A 16010-nucleotide genomic window follows, 5' to 3' on the forward strand; every position below is an offset into this window, starting at 1 on the left:
TTGAGGAAAAAGCAAGGTTTCCCGGCCATTTACGGCGTTGACGGGAGTTTGCATGTTACAGATCGTCTATATCAGCACGGCCACCGGAACAGTGGATACGGCCGCGATCCTGGCCACTTCGCGCCGTAACAACGCGCGCGATGGTTTGACCGGCCTGCTCTATACCAATGGCAAGCGGTTCCTTCAGGTGCTCGAGGGCGATCCCGCAAACATCGAGCGGGCGATGGCCCGGATCGACGCCGATCCGCGGCATCGCGCAATGGTGGTGCTTTCGTCTCGCGACGTCAGCACACGCGAGTTCGGGGCGTGGGCGATGGCCGAACGCGTCGTCGGCGACGATGCCGACGCCTTCGTGGCGCGCGTCCGGACGCTGGTCGCGCAGGCCTCGCCTTCGGTGCGCGCGACCTTCGACGGCTTCGTCCAGCTGCACCGCGCCGCCTGAGATCGTCGCTTGCCCGCCGCTCGGCACGGCGCAATAACCTTCCTCGAAGCAGACGGGGAGGTTAACGATGCGCGCGATCATCATGGCGGCGGCGATCGGGATGGCGGCGGCGAGTGCCGCGTCGGCGGCGGACACGGGTGACTATGGTCCCGCGCTGCGCAAGATGCTGACCGATGCGGCGGGCGGACGCTGTCCCGACGATCTGATGGCCGAGCCGTTGCTGTCCGCATGCCGCGCGCAATTGCCACAGATGCAGCCCGGCTTGACGGCACTTGGCGCGGTCGGCGACCTGTCGTTCATCAAGGGCGAAGGCGACGGCGACACGCGCATCGAAACCTATGCGGTCAAATTCGCGGGCGGGACGACGGCGATCTGGAGCATCGGTCACCGCAAGGACGGCAAGTTCGGCGCGGCCTACTCGCTCGGGCAGTAACGCCCGGCCCCGCGTGGCGGGGCCGGGAGGGCAATCAGGCCGTGAACGCCGCCTGCACCGTCAGCTTGACGTTGTCCGACACGACCGGCGCGGCATAGCCGAGGCCGAAGTCGCTGCGCTTGATCGTGCCGGTGCCGGTGAAGCCGAAGTTGACCTTCTTGCTCATCGGGTTGGTGCCCGCGCCGACGAACGTGACGTCCAGCGCGACCGGCTCGGTGACGCCCTTGATCGTCAGATCGCCGTTCAGCGTCGCGCGGTTCGGCCCGCGCGGCGTCACCGATGTGGAGACGAAGCGCGCGGTCGGATTGGCTGCGGCATCGAAGAAATCGCCCGACTTGAGGTGCTTGGCAAACGGCGCCGAGGTGGTCGACAGCTCGTTGATCGCGAAGGTCACGTCGACCTTGGTCGCGGCGGGCTTCTTCGGGTCGATGGTGATCGAGCCGCCCTGCGCGCCGAACTGGCCCTGCAGCATCGAGAAGCCCATGTGGTTGACCTCCCACGTCACCTGCGTGTGCGCGGGGTCGACCTGATAGGTGCCGGCGGCGACGCGCGCCGCCTGCGGCTGGCCGGGCTGCTGCGCGGTGGTCGCGAGCTGCGCGACGGCGGGAACCGCGAGTGTCGTGGCGAGAACGGCGGCGATGATCGGACGCATGTTGTTGATCCTCCTGTGGTGTGCGCGGTTGCACCACAGTTTCGCGTCGGTGCGAAGACGCCGCGCACGAAACGGATCATTTCGCCGCGAGGCCGCTATTCGCCCGCGGGTTCCTGATCTGGCTCCGCGCCGCCGTTGGGGATGATGTCGAAGCGGATCCGCACCCATGCGCCGATCAACTCGGTCCCGCCCTTGCGCGGCGGCCTCACGAGGAACTGCCACGCCGCCTGCCGCAGCGCGCGCCCGATCCCGGAGCCCGGCGTCTCGCCCAGCTCGCGGCAATCCTCGACATGGAAGCGCGGCGCGGTGCGGCACGCCACCATCCCCCAGCCGGTCTTGCCGCGCGGCATGTACGGCTGCGTCTCGGCGGGGCGGGGACGGCGATACCATTCGGCGGCGTACAGCGGCTCGCCGCCCGGCCCTAGCCCGACGGTCTGCGTGTCGTCACCGCGTCCGCTATCGCCCTTGCCGCTCGCAGACGGACCGGCGGTGCCCTTGATCGTGCCGATGTCGGAGGCGGCATAATCGACGTGGTTGAGGATCATCACGCCCGGCAGATGCAGCGGTTGCTCGGGGAGCGGCGGGGCGGGCACCGGGCGCGGGGTGACGACGCGCGGCGTGGTGATCTCGCTGCGGGTCGGCGCGGCCTGCTGGCGCTGCGCCTTTTGCGTGTCCGATTTCTGTTGCTTCGCGCCTTCGTTGCGTACGTCGAAGCTGACCAGCCGGCGTCCGTCGCCGAAGTCGCCGTGCACCACGCCGCCCATCGTCAGCAGCGCGAGGATGATCGCGATCGCGATGCCGATCGCCAGCAGCACCGACACGACGCGGCTGCCCGTGTCTTGACGGGTCCGGTACGACGAAGCTCGGTACGTCGCCGTCCGCATCTGCGCGCGATTACAGGAGGGAGCCGCGGGCGGCAATCGGCTTCGGGGTTACAAAGCGGTTAGGTGGTGGGCGCAAGTAACGTCATTCCCGCGAAGGCGGGGATCCAGACGCGCAGGTCGTCGTAAAGGCCGATACGTCCGAGGTTCTGGATACCCGCCTTCGCGGGAATGACGCCAGAGGAGGTGCGCGATGCCCCCCAACCCGCCGGCCCGTCGGCCCCGGCAAAGCCGGGCCCTATGGGCCGGCTCTGCCGCGCCGGCCGATCTGGCGCAGTCGGGCGGCAGCAGGGCTGCCGCGCGCTGCGCTGCGATCAGTTCTTTTCCTTGTCCACCAGCTTGTTCGCGCCGATCCACGGCATCATCGCGCGCAGTTCGCTGCCGACCTGTTCGATCGGGTGGCGCTTCGCGGCGATGCGGCTGGCCTTCAGTTCGGGCTGGCCGGCGCGGTTGTCGAGCACGAAGTCACGCACGAAGCGGCCCGACTGGATGTCGGCGAGCACGCGCTTCATTTCCTTCTTGGTCTCTTCGGTGATGATGCGCGGACCGGTCTTGATGTCGCCATATTCGGCGGTGTTAGAGATCGAGTAGCGCATATTGGCGATGCCGCCCTCATACATCAGGTCGACGATCAGCTTCAGTTCGTGAAGGCACTCGAAATAGGCCATTTCGGGGGCGTAGCCCGCCTCGACCAGCGTCTCGAAGCCCGCCTGGACCAATGCGGTGGCGCCGCCGCACAGCACGGCCTGCTCGCCGAACAGATCCGTTTCGCACTCTTCGCGGAAATTGGTTTCGATGATCCCCGAACGGCCGCCGCCGACGCCCGATGCATAAGCGAGCGCAACGTCATGCGCGTTGCCGCTCGCGTCCTGATGGATCGCGATCAGGCACGGCACGCCGCCGCCGCGGACATATTCGCTACGCACGGTATGGCCCGGGCCCTTCGGCGCGATCATGATGACGTCGATGTCCGCCGGCGGCTCGATCAGCCCGAAGTGGACGTTGAGCCCGTGCGCGAAGGCGAGCGCGCTGCCGGGCTTCATTCGGCCCTTGATATCGTCCTCGTAGATCGCGGCCTGATGCTCGTCGGGAGCGAGGATCATCAGGATGTCAGCCCATGCCGCGGCATCCTTGGTGCTCATCACCTTGAACCCGGCGCCCTCGGCCTTCTTCGCGGTCGCCGAGCCTTCGCGCAGCGCGATTGCGACATCGGTGACGCCCGAGTCGCGCAGGTTCTGCGCATGGGCGTGACCCTGCGAGCCGTAGCCGACGATGGCGATCTTCTTGCCGGTGATGAGATTCAGATCGGCGTCGCGATCGTAATAGACCTTCATGATATTCTACTCCTTTCTTCGTCGCCCCGGCCTTGCGCCAGGGTCCCGCTTTTCGCCGGTGTGGCAGAAGAAGCGGGACCCCGGATCAAGTCCGGGGGTGACGTGGTGTTGATGTAAAACGATAAACTCAGGCCGCGTCCTTGCCGCGGGCGATCGCAACGATGCCGGTGCGCGCGACCTCGATCAGGCCGACTTCCGCCATCAATTCCAGAAACTTGTCGATCTTGCTCGTGCCGCCCGTCACCTCGAACACGAAGCTGCTGGTCGTCGCGTCGACGACGCGCGCGCGATATACCTCCGCGAGCCGCAGCGCTTCGATGCGATGATCGCCGGTGCCGCGAACCTTGACCAGCGCAAGCTCGCGCTCGACGTGATCGCCCTCGGCGGTCAGGTCGTGGACGCGGTGGACGGGCACCAGCCGGTCGAGCTGCGCGACGATCTGCTCCAGTGTCGCCGGGCTGGCGCTGGTAACGATCGTAATGCGGCTGACCGCCTTGTCGGCGGTAATCTCGCTGACCGTCAGGCTCTCGATATTGTAGCCGCGCGCGGTGAACAGCCCGGCGATCCGGGCGAGGATGCCCGGTTCGTTGTCGACGATCACCGCCAGCGTATGGCGTTCGGCTTTCTCTTCACGGATGTGCATTTAACATTCCTGACTCCCCTCCCTTTGAAGGGAGGGGGTTGAGGGTGGGTTAGCGTCCTGGCGGTGTACGGAGGGCGGGGCGCACCTTGCGCCGTATGCGAGCACGCCACCCACCCCCAACCCCCCCCTTGAAAGGGAGAGGGCTTTCATCAAACCAGCGCCTTGGCCTCGTCGTCCATCGTTCCGCTGACCTCGTTGGCCTGCAGGATCATGTCGGTGTGCGCCGCGCCGCTCGGGATCATCGGGAAGCAATTGGCGAGCTTCGCCACCATGCAATCCACCATCACCGGACCGTCATGCGCCAGCATCTCGGCGATCCCGGCCTCCAGCTGGTCGGGCCGCTCGATACGGATGCCCTTCCAGCCATAGGCCTCGGCCAGCTTCACGAAATCGGGCAGCGAATCCGAATAGCTCTCGGCATAGCGGCTCTCATAGGTCAGCTCCTGCCACTGGCGGACCATGCCCATATATTCGTTGTTGAGGATGAACACCTTGACCGGCAGGCGATATTGCGTCGCCGTCGCCAGCTCCTGAATGTTCATCTGGATCGACGCCTCGCCCGCGATGTCGATGACCAGCGCATTCGGGTTGCCGAGCTGCGCGCCGATCGCGGCAGGCAGGCCGTAGCCCATCGTGCCCAGTCCACCGCTGGTCAGCCATTTGTTCGGCAGATCGAACCCGAAATGTTGCGCAGCCCACATCTGGTGCTGACCGACCTCGGTGGTGATGATCGGCTGGCGGCGATGCGTGGCGTCGTACAGCGCGCGCACCGCACGCTGCGGCATGATCTCGCCATTGTTCTCGTTCGGCCCGGTCTCGGGGAAGTCGAGGCACTTGCGCGCCCGCCAGCCCTCGATCCGCCGCAGCCATTCGGCGATGTCGGGCTTCGGATGCTGGCGCGCCTTCCAGACGTGGATCATGTCCTGCATCGCATGGCCGGCATCGGCGACGATCGGAAGGTCGATCCGCACCGTCTTGTTGATGCTCGACCGGTCGATGTCGATATGCACCTTGCGGCTGTTGGGCGAAAAGGCGTCGAGCCGCCCCGTGACCCGGTCGTCGAAGCGCGAGCCGATCGCGACGACCAGATCGGCCTGGTTCATCGCCATGTTCGCTTCATAGGTGCCGTGCATGCCCAGCATCCCGAGCCATTGCGGCCCGCTCGCGGGATAGGCGCCGAGCCCCATCAGCGTCGAGGTCACCGGCGCGCCGGTGATCTTCGCCAGCTCCTGCAACAGCTGCGACGCGGCCGGACCCGAGTTGATGACGCCGCCACCCGTATAGAGCACCGGACGCTCCGCCGCCGCCAGCATGTCGACGACCTGCTCGATCGCGGCGCGGTCGGCCTTGATCTGCGGGCGATAGGTCTTGTGCTGGATCGGGCCGGGCTTGGCATAGCCGGCGGTCGCGACCTGCACGTCCTTGGGGATGTCCACAACCACCGGCCCGGGGCGGCCCGAGGTGGCGATATGGAACGCCTCATGGATGACCGCGCCGAGCCGCGCCGGGTCCTTCACGAGATAATTGTGCTTCGAGCAATGACGCGTGATGCCGACGGTATCGGCCTCCTGGAACGCGTCCGAGCCGATCAGCGCGGTCGGCACCTGCCCGGTGATGACCACCATAGGAATCGAGTCGAGCAGCGCATCGGTGATCCCGGTGACCGCGTTGGTCGCGCCGGGGCCGGAGGTGACGAGCACGACGCCGGGTTTGCCGGTCGAGCGCGCATAGCCTTCCGCGGCATGGGTGGCCGCCTGTTCGTGACGCACGAGAATGTGGCGAATGCGCTTCGAACGGAACAAGGCGTCGTAGATCGGCAGGACGGCACCGCCCGGATAGCCGAACACGACCTCCACGCCGAGATCGCACAGCGCCTCGACCAGGATGTCTGCTCCGCTCTTCTCGGTCACGTCACGTCTCCTCATTGGGGAAGGGGCAGACGTCTTAGCCTGCCGGGTCCGGGGGCGCTACGGCATAGAAAGTTACGCGTCAACAGCTTTATGCGAAATAAAATTGCGAATTTGACGCGGTGCAGCATCGCCAGTCGGCGGGTAACTGATTGCGGAACCACGTATATTGTCGCTTGGCGTAACGCCGAGTGGCGAGCTGCGAAGCCGCCAGTGCGTCGACGCGTGACAGCGTGCCGGAGAGCATAGCAGCGATTTCGGGCACCCCGATCGCGCGCCGTACCGGCGCATCGGCGGGCACGTCGGTGCGCGCGAGCAGCGCGGCGGCCTCTTCGACTCCCCCCTCGTCGAACATCTGCACCAGCCGCGCATCGCAGCGCGCCATCAACGTCTCGCGATCGGGCAGCAGCACCAGTCCGCGCACGTCGAGCGCCTCGCCGATCCCGCCGCTGCGATCCGCCTGCCATGCCGCCAGCGGTCGCCCGGTCGATCGCACCACCTCCAGCGCGCGCGCGACCCGCGTCGTATCGCGCGCGTTGAGCCGCACCGCCGCTTCCGGGTCTTCCCGCGACAGCGCCACATACGCCTCGGCGACCGGCAGCGCCCGCACCGTCGCGCGCACCTCGGCGTCGATCTCCGGCACCGGCGCGATCCCGTCGAGCAGTGTGCGCAGGTACAACCCGGTCCCGCCGACCAGCACCGGCACGGCGCCGGCCGCATGAACACGACGCACTTCCGCCGCCGCATCCGCCGCCCAGCGCGCCGCCGAGCACGCCTCCGCGCCGTCGACATAGCCGAACAGCCGATGCGGCACGCGTACCTCGTCGACGGGGGAGGGGCGTGCCGACAGTACGCGCAGGTCGCGATACACCTGGCTGGCGTCGGCGTTGATCACCATCCCGCCAACGCGTTCCGCCAGTTCAATCGCGAGCGCGCTCTTGCCGCTGGCGGTCGGCCCTGCGATGAGCGCCAGCCTTGGCTTTGCGGGGTTAGGCATGTTCACGGCGACGCTGATAGCAGCAGGGCGGCTGACGCCCAACATCATGGCCGAGGCGCATGACCGCCTCGCGGCGGCGGGCTGCGCACCGACGACGATGGCATGGATCGACGAGGGCGACGCCGCCGACTGGCAATTCGAGCTGGCCCCGGCGGACGCCCGCGCCGCGCTGGAGGGCGCGTTCGATCGCGTCGACGTCGTCGTCCAGCCGCGCGACGGACGCCGCAAGATGCTGCTCGTCGCCGACATGGATTCGACGATGATCACCGTCGAGTGCATCGACGAACTCGCTGATTATGCCGGCCTCAAGCCGAAGATCTCCGCGATCACTGAGGCGGCGATGCGCGGCGAACTCGATTTCGAGGCGGCGCTCGACGCGCGTGTGGCCTTGCTCAAGGGGCTCGACGCGGCGGTGATCGATACCTGTCGTGCCGAGCGCGTGCAGCTGATGCCGGGCGCGCGCGAGCTGGTGCGCACGATGCGCGCTTGGGGGGCGAGCGCGGTGCTGGTGTCGGGCGGCTTCACCCGCTTCGCCGAGCCGGTCGCCGCCGAGATCGGCTTCGATCGCGCGATCGCCAACGTGCTGGAGATCGACGGCGCGGCGCTGTCGGGTACCGTCGCACGCCCGATCGTTGGAGCCGCGACGAAGCGCGAAACCTTGCTCGACACCCGCGCCGCGCTCGGGCTCGCCGATGCCGCGACGCTGGCGGTCGGCGACGGCGCGAACGATCTGGCGATGATCGAGGTCGCCGGGCTCGGCGTCGCTTATCATGCCAAGCCGATCGTCGCGGCGGCAGCGGCGGCGCGTATCGAGCACGGCGATCTGACCGCGTTGCTGTGGGCGCAGGGTGTGCCGCGCGCCGAATGGGCAACCGTTTGACGGATCGCCATTAACGCTTCCTCCACCATCCGCGTGGCAAGCAGCCACACGGATCAACGGGGGACATCGGCAGCCAACATGCGCGTACTCGCGGTCGCATCGCAGAAGGGCGGGTCGGGCAAGACGACGCTCGCCGGGCATCTTGCGGTGCAGGCGGAGCGCGCCGGCCTCGGGCCGGTCGCGCTGCTCGACATGGATCCGCAAGGCACGCTCGCGCCGTGGGCGGGCGCGCGTACCGCGCGATCGCCGTCGTTCGCCGCGACCAGCGTGACGCGGCTGGCCGCCGATCTGGAGGGCTTGCGAGAGCGCGGCGTGCGGCTGGTCGTCATCGACACGCCGCCGGCGCTGACCGTTGCGATCCAGGCCGCGATCCATCTCGCCGAGCTGATCGTCGTGCCGACGCGCCCCAGCCCGCACGATCTCCACGCGGTCGGCGGCACCGTCGACTTGTGCGAACGCTCGGGCAAGCCGATGCTGTTCGTCGTCAATGCGGCGACACCTCACGCAGCACTGACCGCGGACACTGCCGTCGCGCTGTCGCGGCATGGCACGGTGGCGTCGGTCACGGTGCATCAACGCGCCGAATATGCCGAGTCGATGGCCGACGGGCGCACCGTTATGGAGGTTGCCCCGGAAAGCGCCGCCGCGCAGGAGATCGAGGCGCTGTGGGACGGCGTCTCCGACCGGCTCGAAAAGAACTTCCGTCGCACCGTCTTCACCACCGGCACGCTGGGTGGCGGACATGGCGTGGTCCGCGCCACCGCGCACAGCTTCGGCCGCCGGGTGCTGAGCTGATGACGCGCGCGCTGTTGCGCACCGGCGGGATGCTGCTGCTCGCACTGGCGCTGGCGGGATGCAGCCTCTGGCATTTCGACTTCGGCCGCGCACACACCGCGCAGGACGATGTCACGGCGGCACAACGCGCCCTCAAGCAGCGACGCTGGCCGGTGGCGATCGCGCGTGCCGAACAGGCCGTCGCGCAGGACGGCAGCGATGGCGACCGCCGCGCGCTGCTCGCCACCGCTTACTTGCGCGCCGGGCGCTTCCGTTCGGCGGCGCAGGCGTTCGACGACACGCTCGCGCTGCGGCAGGCGGACGCCGCCACCGCGCTCCACCTCGCACTCGCGCAGATCGCCAGCGGGCAGCATGACGCCGCGCAGGCGACGCTGTCGCGCTACGCCGCGCTGATCCCGGCCGCCGATCGCGGGCTGGCGCTGGCGCTGGCCGGTCAGCCGGGGCAGGGCGTCGAGGTGCTGATGGCGGCTATGCGCGTCCCTGGCGCCGATGCGCGCACGCGCCAGAATCTCGCGATGGCGCTGGCACTCGCCGGCGAATGGCCCGACGCGCTCTTCCTTGTCGGGCTTGACCTGCCGCCCGCGCAAGCGCGGCAGCGCATCCTCGGCTGGATGCGCTTCGCCCGCCCGACCGGCCCCGCAGAGCAGGTCGCCGCCTTGATGAAGATCACTCCCGCCCTAGATCCGGGCCAGCCCGAAGCGCTCGCGTTGCAGCGCCCGGCACCGGCGGCGCTCGCCGACGCCGACATCGACCGCTTCATGCCCGGCCCACCCGAGGAAGCGGTGACGACCGCCCGCTGACGCGGCATCCTCACCCAGCGATCGCGCGGCCACCCTTCCACATCGCGGTGACGCGTCCCTGCACCGGCAGGCCATCGAACGGCGTATTGCCCGCCTTGCCCGGCAGCCGGTCGGCATCGATCTGCCACGGCGCGTGTTCGTCGATCAGGATCACGTCGCCCGGCATCCCCGCCGCCAGCGTCCCCGTCTCCAGCCCGAGCAGCGCCGCCGGCCCCTGCGCCAGCAACCCGAACAGCCTCGTCAGCGTCACCCGCCCGTCGCGCGCCAGCCCCAGCGCGAGCGGCAGCAACGTCGCCGCATCCGCCGCGCCCGCGCTGGCATCCGCGAACGGCAGCCGTTTCTCCTCCGGCCCGCGCGGATCGTGCCCCGAACACAACAGGTCGATCGTCCCGTCGGCCAGCGCCGCCAGCGCCGCCTTGCGATCGTCCTCGCTGCGTAGCGGCGGAGAGAGATGCGCGAAGGTACGGAAATCGCTCATCGCATTGTCGCTGAGCAGCAGATACGCTGGCGTGACGCCGCACGTCACCCGCACCCCGCGCACCTTGGCCGCGCGCACCAAGGCGAACCCCGCCGCGGTGGTCACACAGCGCAGGTGCAGCCGCGCGCCGGTTTCCTCCGCCAGCATCAGGTCGCGCGCGATCGCCAGCGGCTCGGCGAGCGCCGGTGCCGACGGCAGCCCGAGCCGCGTCGCGGTCTCGCCCTCGGTCGCCACCGCGCCCGCCGCCAGCCCGCCGTCCTCGGCATGGGTGACGACCACGACGTCGAGATCGCGCGCATACATCAGCACGCGGTGCATCACTCCCGAATCGGCGATCCAGCCACGCCCGGTTCCGACCGCGCGCGCCCCCGCCGAGAGGCAGATCGCCATCTCGGCGAGGTCGGTGCCCGCCAGCCCGCGCGTCGCCGCCGCGATCGGATGGATCCAAAGATCGGGCCGCCCGATCAGCGCGAGGCGCTGCACCGCGCCCGGCTCGTCGAGCACCGGCACCTGGTCGGGCATCGGCGCGACCCGGACCACGCCCCCGGCGCGCGCCGCGGCGCGGTCGATCCGCGCCACGCCGACGTCGATGATCCCCGGCGCCAGCAATTTGCCGCGACAGTCGACGCGCTCGGCATGGCTCGGCGCCTCGCCGGAAACGATCGTGCCGTCGACGATCAGCAACTCGCCGTCGCGCTCGCCGCCCGCCGGGCAGACCAGCCGCGCATTGGTCAGGTGCAGCGCCTGCGTCATGCCCAGCCCTCCACCTTGCGCGCGCGCCGCGTCAGCACGTCCAGACACGCCATCCGCACCGCCACGCCCATCTGCACCTGCTCCGTGATCGCCGATTGCTCGACATGGTCGGCCACCGCCGAATCGATCTCCACCCCGCGGTTCATCGGCCCCGGATGCATCACCAGCGCCCCCGGCGCGCGATCGTTGAGCCGTTCCAGCGTCAGCCCGTAGCGCAGGTGATATTCGCGGGTAGACGGGACGTAGCCGCCCGCCATCCGCTCGGTCTGCAACCGCAGCATCATCACCACGTCCGCGCCCTCGATCGCCTTGTCGAAGTCGGTGAAGGCGGTGACGCCGAACCGCTCGATCGCGGGCGGCATCAACGTCGAGGGCGCGCAGACGCGCACCTCGGCGGCCAAAGCGGTCAGCGCGAGGATGTTCGAGCGCGCGACGCGGCTGTGCAGCAGGTCGCCGCAGATCACGACGCGCTTGTTGGCGACGCCGCCCAGCCGCCGCCGGATCGTCAGCGCGTCGAGCAGCGCCTGCGTCGGATGTTCGTGCCGCCCGTCGCCGGCGTTGAGCACCGGGCAATCGACCTTGTCCGCGATCAGCCGCACCGCGCCCGACGACATGTGCCGGATCACGATCACGTCGGCGCGCATCGCGTTGAGCGTCATCGCGGTGTCGATCAGCGTCTCGCCCTTCTTCACGCTCGATTGCGCGGCGTGCATGTTGACGACGTCGGCGCCGAGCCGCTTGCCCGCGATCTCGAAGCTGAGCAGCGTGCGCGTGCTGTTCTCGAAAAAGGCGTTGATCTGCGTAAAGCCCGCCAGCCGCTGGTCGGGCGCGGCGCGGGTCCGGTTCGCCTCGACCCAGGTTTCGGCCTCGTCGAGCAGGAAGGTGATTTCGTGGGGCTCGAGGCCCTCGATCCCGGTCAGATGGCGGTGCGGAAACACCGCGCCTCCGGGGATCAGCGTGGCGGGGCGGTGGTCCGACTGGTTCATCGAAGCCGCTGCCTAATGGCGGAGCGGGGAGGGGGCAAGCGGGGTGTGGGCTAGGGCCTTATCGCCACTCCTACCGTCGCCCCGGACTTGATCCGGGGCCCCGCTTCTTCTTGGCGGTCGAGATCGAAAAGCGGGATCCCGGATCAAGTCCGGGATGACGGTATGTCGTGGAGCGCGCCCACCGTCCGACCTTCTGCACCCGTCATCCCCGCGAAGGCGGGGATCCAGACGCGCAGGTCTACGCAAAGGCCGAAAGGTCAGAGGTTCTGGATTCCCGCCTCCGCGGGAATGACGAAGGGCAGAAGGATCAACCCACCGCCACCAGCGCATCGATCGCCGCCTGCAGGATATGCGCCGCGGCATGGTTGTCGATCCGCTCCGCCCGCTTCGCGCGACTGAAGTCCTGCTCGATCAGCGCCCGCTCCGCCGCCACCGTCGACCAGCGCTCGTCCCACAACAGGATCGGCAGCCCGGTATCCCGGCAGTTGCGCGCAAACGCCCGCGTCGACTGGCTGCGCGGGCTCTCGGTCCCGTCGAGATTGAGCGGCAGCCCGATCACCCAGCCGCGCACCTGCTGCGCCTGCGACAGCGCGACCAGCGCCGCCTTGTCGACCGTGAACTTCGTTCGCTTCACCAACTGCGCCGGACTCGCAAAACTCCACCCCGCGTCGCACAGCGCGGTGCCGACCGTCTTGGTCCCGACATCCAGCCCCAGCAGCCGCCCGCCCTCGGGCAGCATCGCGCGAAACGCCGCGGCTTCGGTGACGATCATCGGCGCCCTTCCGTCCGTCATTGCGAGCGCAGCGCGGCAATCCAGGGCGTCCTGGTCCAACCCTGGACTGCGTCGCTACGCTCGCAATGACGGTTAAAGCTGTTCGTGCTGAGCCTGTCGAAGCACGTGGCCCGGCGATCACGCCCCCCTCGGCTGGCCGACCAAGCCGGCCGCTCGGGACCGGCTTCGACAAGCTCAGCGCGAACGGTGTTTGATGATCGACCCGGGGCGGACCACACGCCCGTCATCACCCTGCCGCCAGCCGTCGCGCGGCATCGGCGCGCACGTTCGCCCAGAACAGGCTGTAATCGTACACATGATAATTGTTACCCGGCAGCGTGTACGGCCCCACATCCGGTGGCGATCCGATCAGCAGCAACCCGCGTCCGCCGCATGTCGCGCCGATCCGCCCCGCCTCGATCCGCGCCTCGCTCAGCGCCGCATTGGGGAACAGCGTCCCCAGATTGGCGCTCGCCGGCGCGGCGGCGTTCGGCGTGCCGGTCAGCGGGTTGGTGCACAGCATCTGCGTGCCGCGCCGCGGCTTGCCGTCGAACCCGGTCGAGCGGTCGTAATTGTCGAGGATCAGCGACGGGTCGGCAGGCTCCGCGAACGTCTGCCACGACAGCACGCAGCCACGCTGGTCGGCCCGCTCGCACGCCGGCAGGCCGAGCGCGGGCAAGTCGTTGCTGAACGACACCGGCCACCCGACGACATAGGCCGCGACGATCCGCTTCGCGAGCGGCGTCCCCGCGACCCGGTCCTTGAGCAGATGCGTCAGGTGCAAGGCGCCTTGGCTATGGCCGGCAAGGATGATCGGCCGGTTCGGACCGGCCTCGGCCAGAAACGCGTCGAACGCGGCGAGGATGTCTCCATAGGCCAGCGCCAGCGCCTGTTCGGCGGCGCGCTGGTCGGTCAGGAACGCGCCGAACGTCGCCTGACGATAGCGCGGGGCCCAGATCTCGCCCGCTTCGTTGAACGCGCTTGCTTGCCCGCGCAGGAACAGGGCGGCGCGGTTGTTCGCCTCCTCGTCGGTCAGCGGCGCATTCCAGTGCGCGCGGTTGAGGTAGGAGGTCGGGTGGATGAAGAACACCGCCGCGCCCCCGGGCGTCTTGCGCGGCGAATAGCCGGGCGGCGTCCACAAGGCCGGATTGCCCGCCAGCGCCGGTCGCGCCAGCCACATCGAGTCCGGCGCATAATCCTTTGCGCTCAAGTGCTTCTGATCGCGGAACGACTCGCCCGGCACCATCGCCATCCGCATCATCCCGACGCCCCACAGGCGGTAGGCAAAGGCAGCCGCCGTCCCCAGCACGATCAGCGCGACGACGACGTAAAGGAATTTGCGGGCCAAATGTGTGTCACCATTGTGCGGTGCAGCAAAAGCGCCGGGTCCGCAACCGCAAAGCTGGTGCCTCAGGAACGCGCCAGGCGCAACCATGCGAGGCGTGTTGCAAGACCGGGCCGCCGGGTGGTAGCGGCGGCGGCATGTCCGTTGACACCGCAACCGTCAGGCGCATCGCCGGCCTCGCCCGCATCGCCATCACCGACGACGAAGCCGCCCGGCTCGCGCCCGAACTCGGCAACATTCTCGACTGGATCGAGCAACTCGGCGAGGTCGATACCGCCGGGGTCGATCCGATGACCGCCGTGATCCCCAACCACCTTCGGCTGCGCGATGATGTCGTCACCGACGGCGGGGTCCGCGACAAGGTGCTGGCGAACGCGCCGCAGGCCGAACATGGCTTCTTCACTGTGCCCAAGGTGATCGAATAATGACCGCACTCACCGATTTGGGCATCGCCGCGATCCGCAATGGCGTGCGCGACGGCGACTTCTCCGCGCGTGAGGTGGCCGAGGCGTTCAATGCCGCGGTCGCCGCCGCCAAGCCGCTCAACGCTTTCCTCGTCGAAACCCCTGAACACGCGCTCGCCGCCGCCGAAGCTGCCGATCAGGCGCGCGCCGCGGGCGAGACCTTGAAGCCGATGGCCGGCGTGCCGATCGGCATGAAGGACCTGTTCTGCACCAAGGGCGTGCCGACCACCGCGGCGAGCCACATCCTCGAAGGCTTCACGCCCGAATATGAGTCGACCGTTTCGCAGAACCTGTGGAACGCCGGCGCGGGGATGCTCGGCAAGCTGAACCTTGACCAGTTCGCGATGGGCTCGTCGAACGAGACCAGCTATTTCGGCAACGTCATCAGCCCGTGGCGGCGCAACGACGGCGGCAACGCCCCGCTCGCGCCCGGTGGCTCGTCGGGCGGTTCGTCCTCGGCGGTCGCGGCGCGCATCGCGCCGGGCGCCACGGGGACCGATACCGGCGGCTCGATCCGCCAGCCGGCGGCGTTCGTCGGCATCTCGGGAATCAAGCCCACCTACGGCCGCTGCTCGCGCTGGGGGACGATCGCTTTCGCCTCGTCGCTCGATCAGGCCGGGCCGATGGCGCGCGACGTCCGCGACTGCGCGATCATGCTCGAGGCGATGGCCGGCTTCGACGCGAAGGACGCGACCTCGCTCGACCTGCCAGTGCCGAACTGGGAGGGACAGCTCAACGCCTCGCTCGCCGGCAAGCGCGTCGGCATCCCCAGGGAGTATCGCGTCGACGGCATGCCCGCCGAGATCGAGGCGCTCTGGCAGCAGGGGATCGCGTGGCTGAAGGATGCCGGCGCGGAGATCGTCGACGTCTCGCTGCCGCACACCAAATACGCGCTGCCCGCTTATTACATTATTGCTCCCGCCGAGGCCTCGTCGAACCTCGCGCGCTACGATGGCGTGCGATACGGGCTCCGCGACCTCCCGGACGGTGCTAATTTGCAGGAGATGTATGCACGGACGCGCGCCGAAGGCTTCGGCGACGAGGTCAAACGCCGCATCCTGATCGGCACCTACGTGCTCTCGGCCGGCTTCTACGACGCTTATTATACTCAGGCGCAGAAGGTCCGCACGCTGATCGCCCGCGACTTCGAACGCGCATGGGAGGTCTGCGACGTGCTGCTGACCCCCACCGCACCCTCGGCAGCGTTCGCGCTCGGCGAGAAGTCGGCCGACCCATTGGCCATGTATCTCAACGACGTATTCACCGTTCCTTCCAGCCTCGCCGGCTTGCCCGCGATGAGCGTGCCGGGCGGTCTGGACGCGGCGGGGCTGCCGCTGGGGCTGCAGGTGATCGGCAAGCCGCTCGACGAACAGGGCGTCCTCAATGCCGCACTGGCGATCGAGGAACGGGCCGCCTTCACCGCGCGACCGGCCAAGTGGTGGTGATCG

At 68.8% G+C, this 16010-nt stretch carries 17 protein-coding genes; 7 read left to right on the forward strand and 10 right to left on the reverse strand.

All coding sequences use genetic code 11. From position 1 onward, the window contains the following. The first annotated feature begins 52 nt into the window (after nt 1–52). Entirely contained in the window at nt 53–442 is a 390-nt protein-coding gene (locus SPHPH_RS0102650; RefSeq protein WP_028965301.1) for a BLUF domain-containing protein, read from the forward strand. Between the two features lie 67 nt (nt 443–509). Further along, nucleotides 510–875 carry a hypothetical protein gene (locus SPHPH_RS0102655; protein WP_028965302.1) on the forward strand — a complete coding sequence of 122 codons (366 nt, stop codon included), beginning with the start codon at nt 510–512 and terminating at the stop codon, nt 873–875. A 34-nt stretch (nt 876–909) separates the two neighbouring features. Here SPHPH_RS0102655 and SPHPH_RS0102660 read toward each other — a convergent pair whose 3' ends face one another. The 6 genes from SPHPH_RS0102660 to miaA all read right to left on the reverse strand — a co-directional run bounded on the left by SPHPH_RS0102660 (nt 910) and on the right by miaA (nt 7289). Further along, a complete protein-coding gene (locus SPHPH_RS0102660; RefSeq protein ID WP_028965303.1) occupies nt 910–1527 on the reverse strand; it encodes a YceI family protein in 618 nt (205 codons plus the stop codon). Between the two features lie 95 nt (nt 1528–1622). Further along, nucleotides 1623–2348 carry a hypothetical protein gene (locus SPHPH_RS18725; RefSeq protein ID WP_051272798.1) on the reverse strand — a complete coding sequence of 242 codons (726 nt, stop codon included), beginning with the start codon at nt 2346–2348 and terminating at the stop codon, nt 1623–1625. Between the two features lie 374 nt (nt 2349–2722). Further along, nucleotides 2723–3742, reverse strand: a complete 1020-nt coding sequence (ilvC, locus tag SPHPH_RS0102670; protein ID WP_028965304.1) for a ketol-acid reductoisomerase — start codon at nt 3740–3742, stop codon at nt 2723–2725. A 127-nt stretch (nt 3743–3869) separates the two neighbouring features. Then, nucleotides 3870–4385: an acetolactate synthase small subunit gene (gene ilvN, locus SPHPH_RS0102675; RefSeq protein WP_028965305.1), complete on the reverse strand. Its 516-nt coding sequence runs from the start codon at nt 4383–4385 to the stop codon at nt 3870–3872. Nucleotides 4386–4534: 149 nt separating this feature from the next. After that, nucleotides 4535–6310, reverse strand: coding sequence for an acetolactate synthase 3 large subunit (locus tag SPHPH_RS0102680; RefSeq protein WP_202900630.1), 1776 nt, complete (start codon nt 6308–6310; stop codon nt 4535–4537). Nucleotides 6311–6383: 73 nt separating this feature from the next. After that, nucleotides 6384–7289 carry a tRNA (adenosine(37)-N6)-dimethylallyltransferase MiaA gene (miaA, locus tag SPHPH_RS0102685; protein ID WP_202900631.1) on the reverse strand — a complete coding sequence of 302 codons (906 nt, stop codon included), beginning with the start codon at nt 7287–7289 and terminating at the stop codon, nt 6384–6386. Here miaA and serB point away from each other — a divergent pair. From serB to SPHPH_RS18730, 3 genes are all read left to right on the forward strand, one after another. After that, nucleotides 7288–8169 carry a phosphoserine phosphatase SerB gene (serB, locus tag SPHPH_RS0102690; protein ID WP_028965307.1) on the forward strand — a complete coding sequence of 294 codons (882 nt, stop codon included), beginning with the start codon at nt 7288–7290 and terminating at the stop codon, nt 8167–8169. The two genes, miaA and serB, sit on opposite strands and share 2 nt — an antisense overlap. Before the next feature lie 78 nt (nt 8170–8247). Next, complete coding sequence (locus tag SPHPH_RS0102695; RefSeq protein WP_028965308.1) at nt 8248–8964, forward strand: ParA family protein; 717 nt, start codon at nt 8248–8250, stop codon at nt 8962–8964. Beyond that, nucleotides 8964–9764, forward strand: a complete 801-nt coding sequence (locus tag SPHPH_RS18730) for a tetratricopeptide repeat protein (protein ID WP_051272799.1) — start codon at nt 8964–8966, stop codon at nt 9762–9764. Before SPHPH_RS0102695 ends, SPHPH_RS18730 begins: the two co-directional genes overlap by 1 nt. A 10-nt stretch (nt 9765–9774) precedes the next feature. Here SPHPH_RS18730 and SPHPH_RS0102705 read toward each other — a convergent pair whose 3' ends face one another. The 4 genes from SPHPH_RS0102705 to SPHPH_RS0102720 form a co-directional block, all read right to left on the reverse strand. After that, the gene (locus SPHPH_RS0102705) at nt 9775–10995 is read right to left on the reverse strand and encodes a dihydroorotase (protein WP_028965309.1); all 1221 of its coding nucleotides are present in this window, start codon (nt 10993–10995) and stop codon (nt 9775–9777) included. Further along, complete coding sequence (locus SPHPH_RS0102710; protein ID WP_028965310.1) at nt 10992–11981, reverse strand: aspartate carbamoyltransferase catalytic subunit; 990 nt, start codon at nt 11979–11981, stop codon at nt 10992–10994. Before SPHPH_RS0102710 ends, SPHPH_RS0102705 begins: the two co-directional genes overlap by 4 nt. Before the next feature lie 307 nt (nt 11982–12288). Continuing rightward, the gene (ruvX, locus tag SPHPH_RS0102715; RefSeq protein ID WP_028965311.1) at nt 12289–12753 is read right to left on the reverse strand and encodes a Holliday junction resolvase RuvX; all 465 of its coding nucleotides are present in this window, start codon (nt 12751–12753) and stop codon (nt 12289–12291) included. A 247-nt stretch (nt 12754–13000) separates the two neighbouring features. After that, nucleotides 13001–14101 carry a DUF3089 domain-containing protein gene (locus SPHPH_RS0102720; protein WP_028965312.1) on the reverse strand — a complete coding sequence of 367 codons (1101 nt, stop codon included), beginning with the start codon at nt 14099–14101 and terminating at the stop codon, nt 13001–13003. A 134-nt stretch (nt 14102–14235) separates the two neighbouring features. Between SPHPH_RS0102720 and gatC the strand changes: the two genes are divergently transcribed. Together gatC and gatA are read left to right on the forward strand one after the other, a co-directional pair. Further along, a complete protein-coding gene (gene gatC / locus SPHPH_RS0102725; protein WP_028965313.1) occupies nt 14236–14523 on the forward strand; it encodes an Asp-tRNA(Asn)/Glu-tRNA(Gln) amidotransferase subunit GatC in 288 nt (95 codons plus the stop codon). Beyond that, nucleotides 14523–16007, forward strand: coding sequence for an Asp-tRNA(Asn)/Glu-tRNA(Gln) amidotransferase subunit GatA (gene gatA, locus SPHPH_RS0102730; RefSeq protein WP_028965314.1), 1485 nt, complete (start codon nt 14523–14525; stop codon nt 16005–16007). Before gatC ends, gatA begins: the two co-directional genes overlap by 1 nt. The last annotated feature ends 3 nt before the right edge of the window (nt 16008–16010 follow it).

The sequence above is a fragment of the Sphingomonas phyllosphaerae FA2 genome (assembly GCF_000427645.1).
In the GTDB taxonomy this organism is placed as follows: Bacteria; Pseudomonadota; Alphaproteobacteria; order Sphingomonadales; family Sphingomonadaceae; genus Sphingomonas; species Sphingomonas phyllosphaerae.

What these genes read in the sequence shown, in the direction of transcription:
- SPHPH_RS0102650 (WP_028965301.1), top strand. Translation starts at nt 53, where the DNA reads ATGTTACAGATCGTCTATATCAGCACGGCCACCGGAACAGTGGATACG.
- SPHPH_RS0102655 (WP_028965302.1), top strand. Translation starts at nt 510, where the DNA reads ATGCGCGCGATCATCATGGCGGCGGCGATCGGGATGGCGGCGGCGAGT.
- SPHPH_RS0102660 (WP_028965303.1), bottom strand. Translation starts at nt 1,527, where the DNA reads ATGCGTCCGATCATCGCCGCCGTTCTCGCCACGACACTCGCGGTTCCC.
- ilvC (WP_028965304.1), bottom strand. Translation starts at nt 3,742, where the DNA reads ATGAAGGTCTATTACGATCGCGACGCCGATCTGAATCTCATCACCGGC.
- ilvN (WP_028965305.1), bottom strand. Translation starts at nt 4,385, where the DNA reads ATGCACATCCGTGAAGAGAAAGCCGAACGCCATACGCTGGCGGTGATC.
- SPHPH_RS0102680 (WP_202900630.1), bottom strand. Translation starts at nt 6,310, where the DNA reads ATGAGGAGACGTGACGTGACCGAGAAGAGCGGAGCAGACATCCTGGTC.
- serB (WP_028965307.1), top strand. Translation starts at nt 7,288, where the DNA reads ATGTTCACGGCGACGCTGATAGCAGCAGGGCGGCTGACGCCCAACATC.
- miaA (WP_202900631.1), bottom strand. Translation starts at nt 7,289, where the DNA reads ATGCCTAACCCCGCAAAGCCAAGGCTGGCGCTCATCGCAGGGCCGACC.
- SPHPH_RS0102695 (WP_028965308.1), top strand. Translation starts at nt 8,248, where the DNA reads ATGCGCGTACTCGCGGTCGCATCGCAGAAGGGCGGGTCGGGCAAGACG.
- SPHPH_RS18730 (WP_051272799.1), top strand. Translation starts at nt 8,964, where the DNA reads ATGACGCGCGCGCTGTTGCGCACCGGCGGGATGCTGCTGCTCGCACTG.
- SPHPH_RS0102705 (WP_028965309.1), bottom strand. Translation starts at nt 10,995, where the DNA reads ATGACGCAGGCGCTGCACCTGACCAATGCGCGGCTGGTCTGCCCGGCG.
- SPHPH_RS0102710 (WP_028965310.1), bottom strand. Translation starts at nt 11,981, where the DNA reads ATGAACCAGTCGGACCACCGCCCCGCCACGCTGATCCCCGGAGGCGCG.
- ruvX (WP_028965311.1), bottom strand. Translation starts at nt 12,753, where the DNA reads ATGATCGTCACCGAAGCCGCGGCGTTTCGCGCGATGCTGCCCGAGGGC.
- gatC (WP_028965313.1), top strand. Translation starts at nt 14,236, where the DNA reads ATGTCCGTTGACACCGCAACCGTCAGGCGCATCGCCGGCCTCGCCCGC.
- gatA (WP_028965314.1), top strand. Translation starts at nt 14,523, where the DNA reads ATGACCGCACTCACCGATTTGGGCATCGCCGCGATCCGCAATGGCGTG.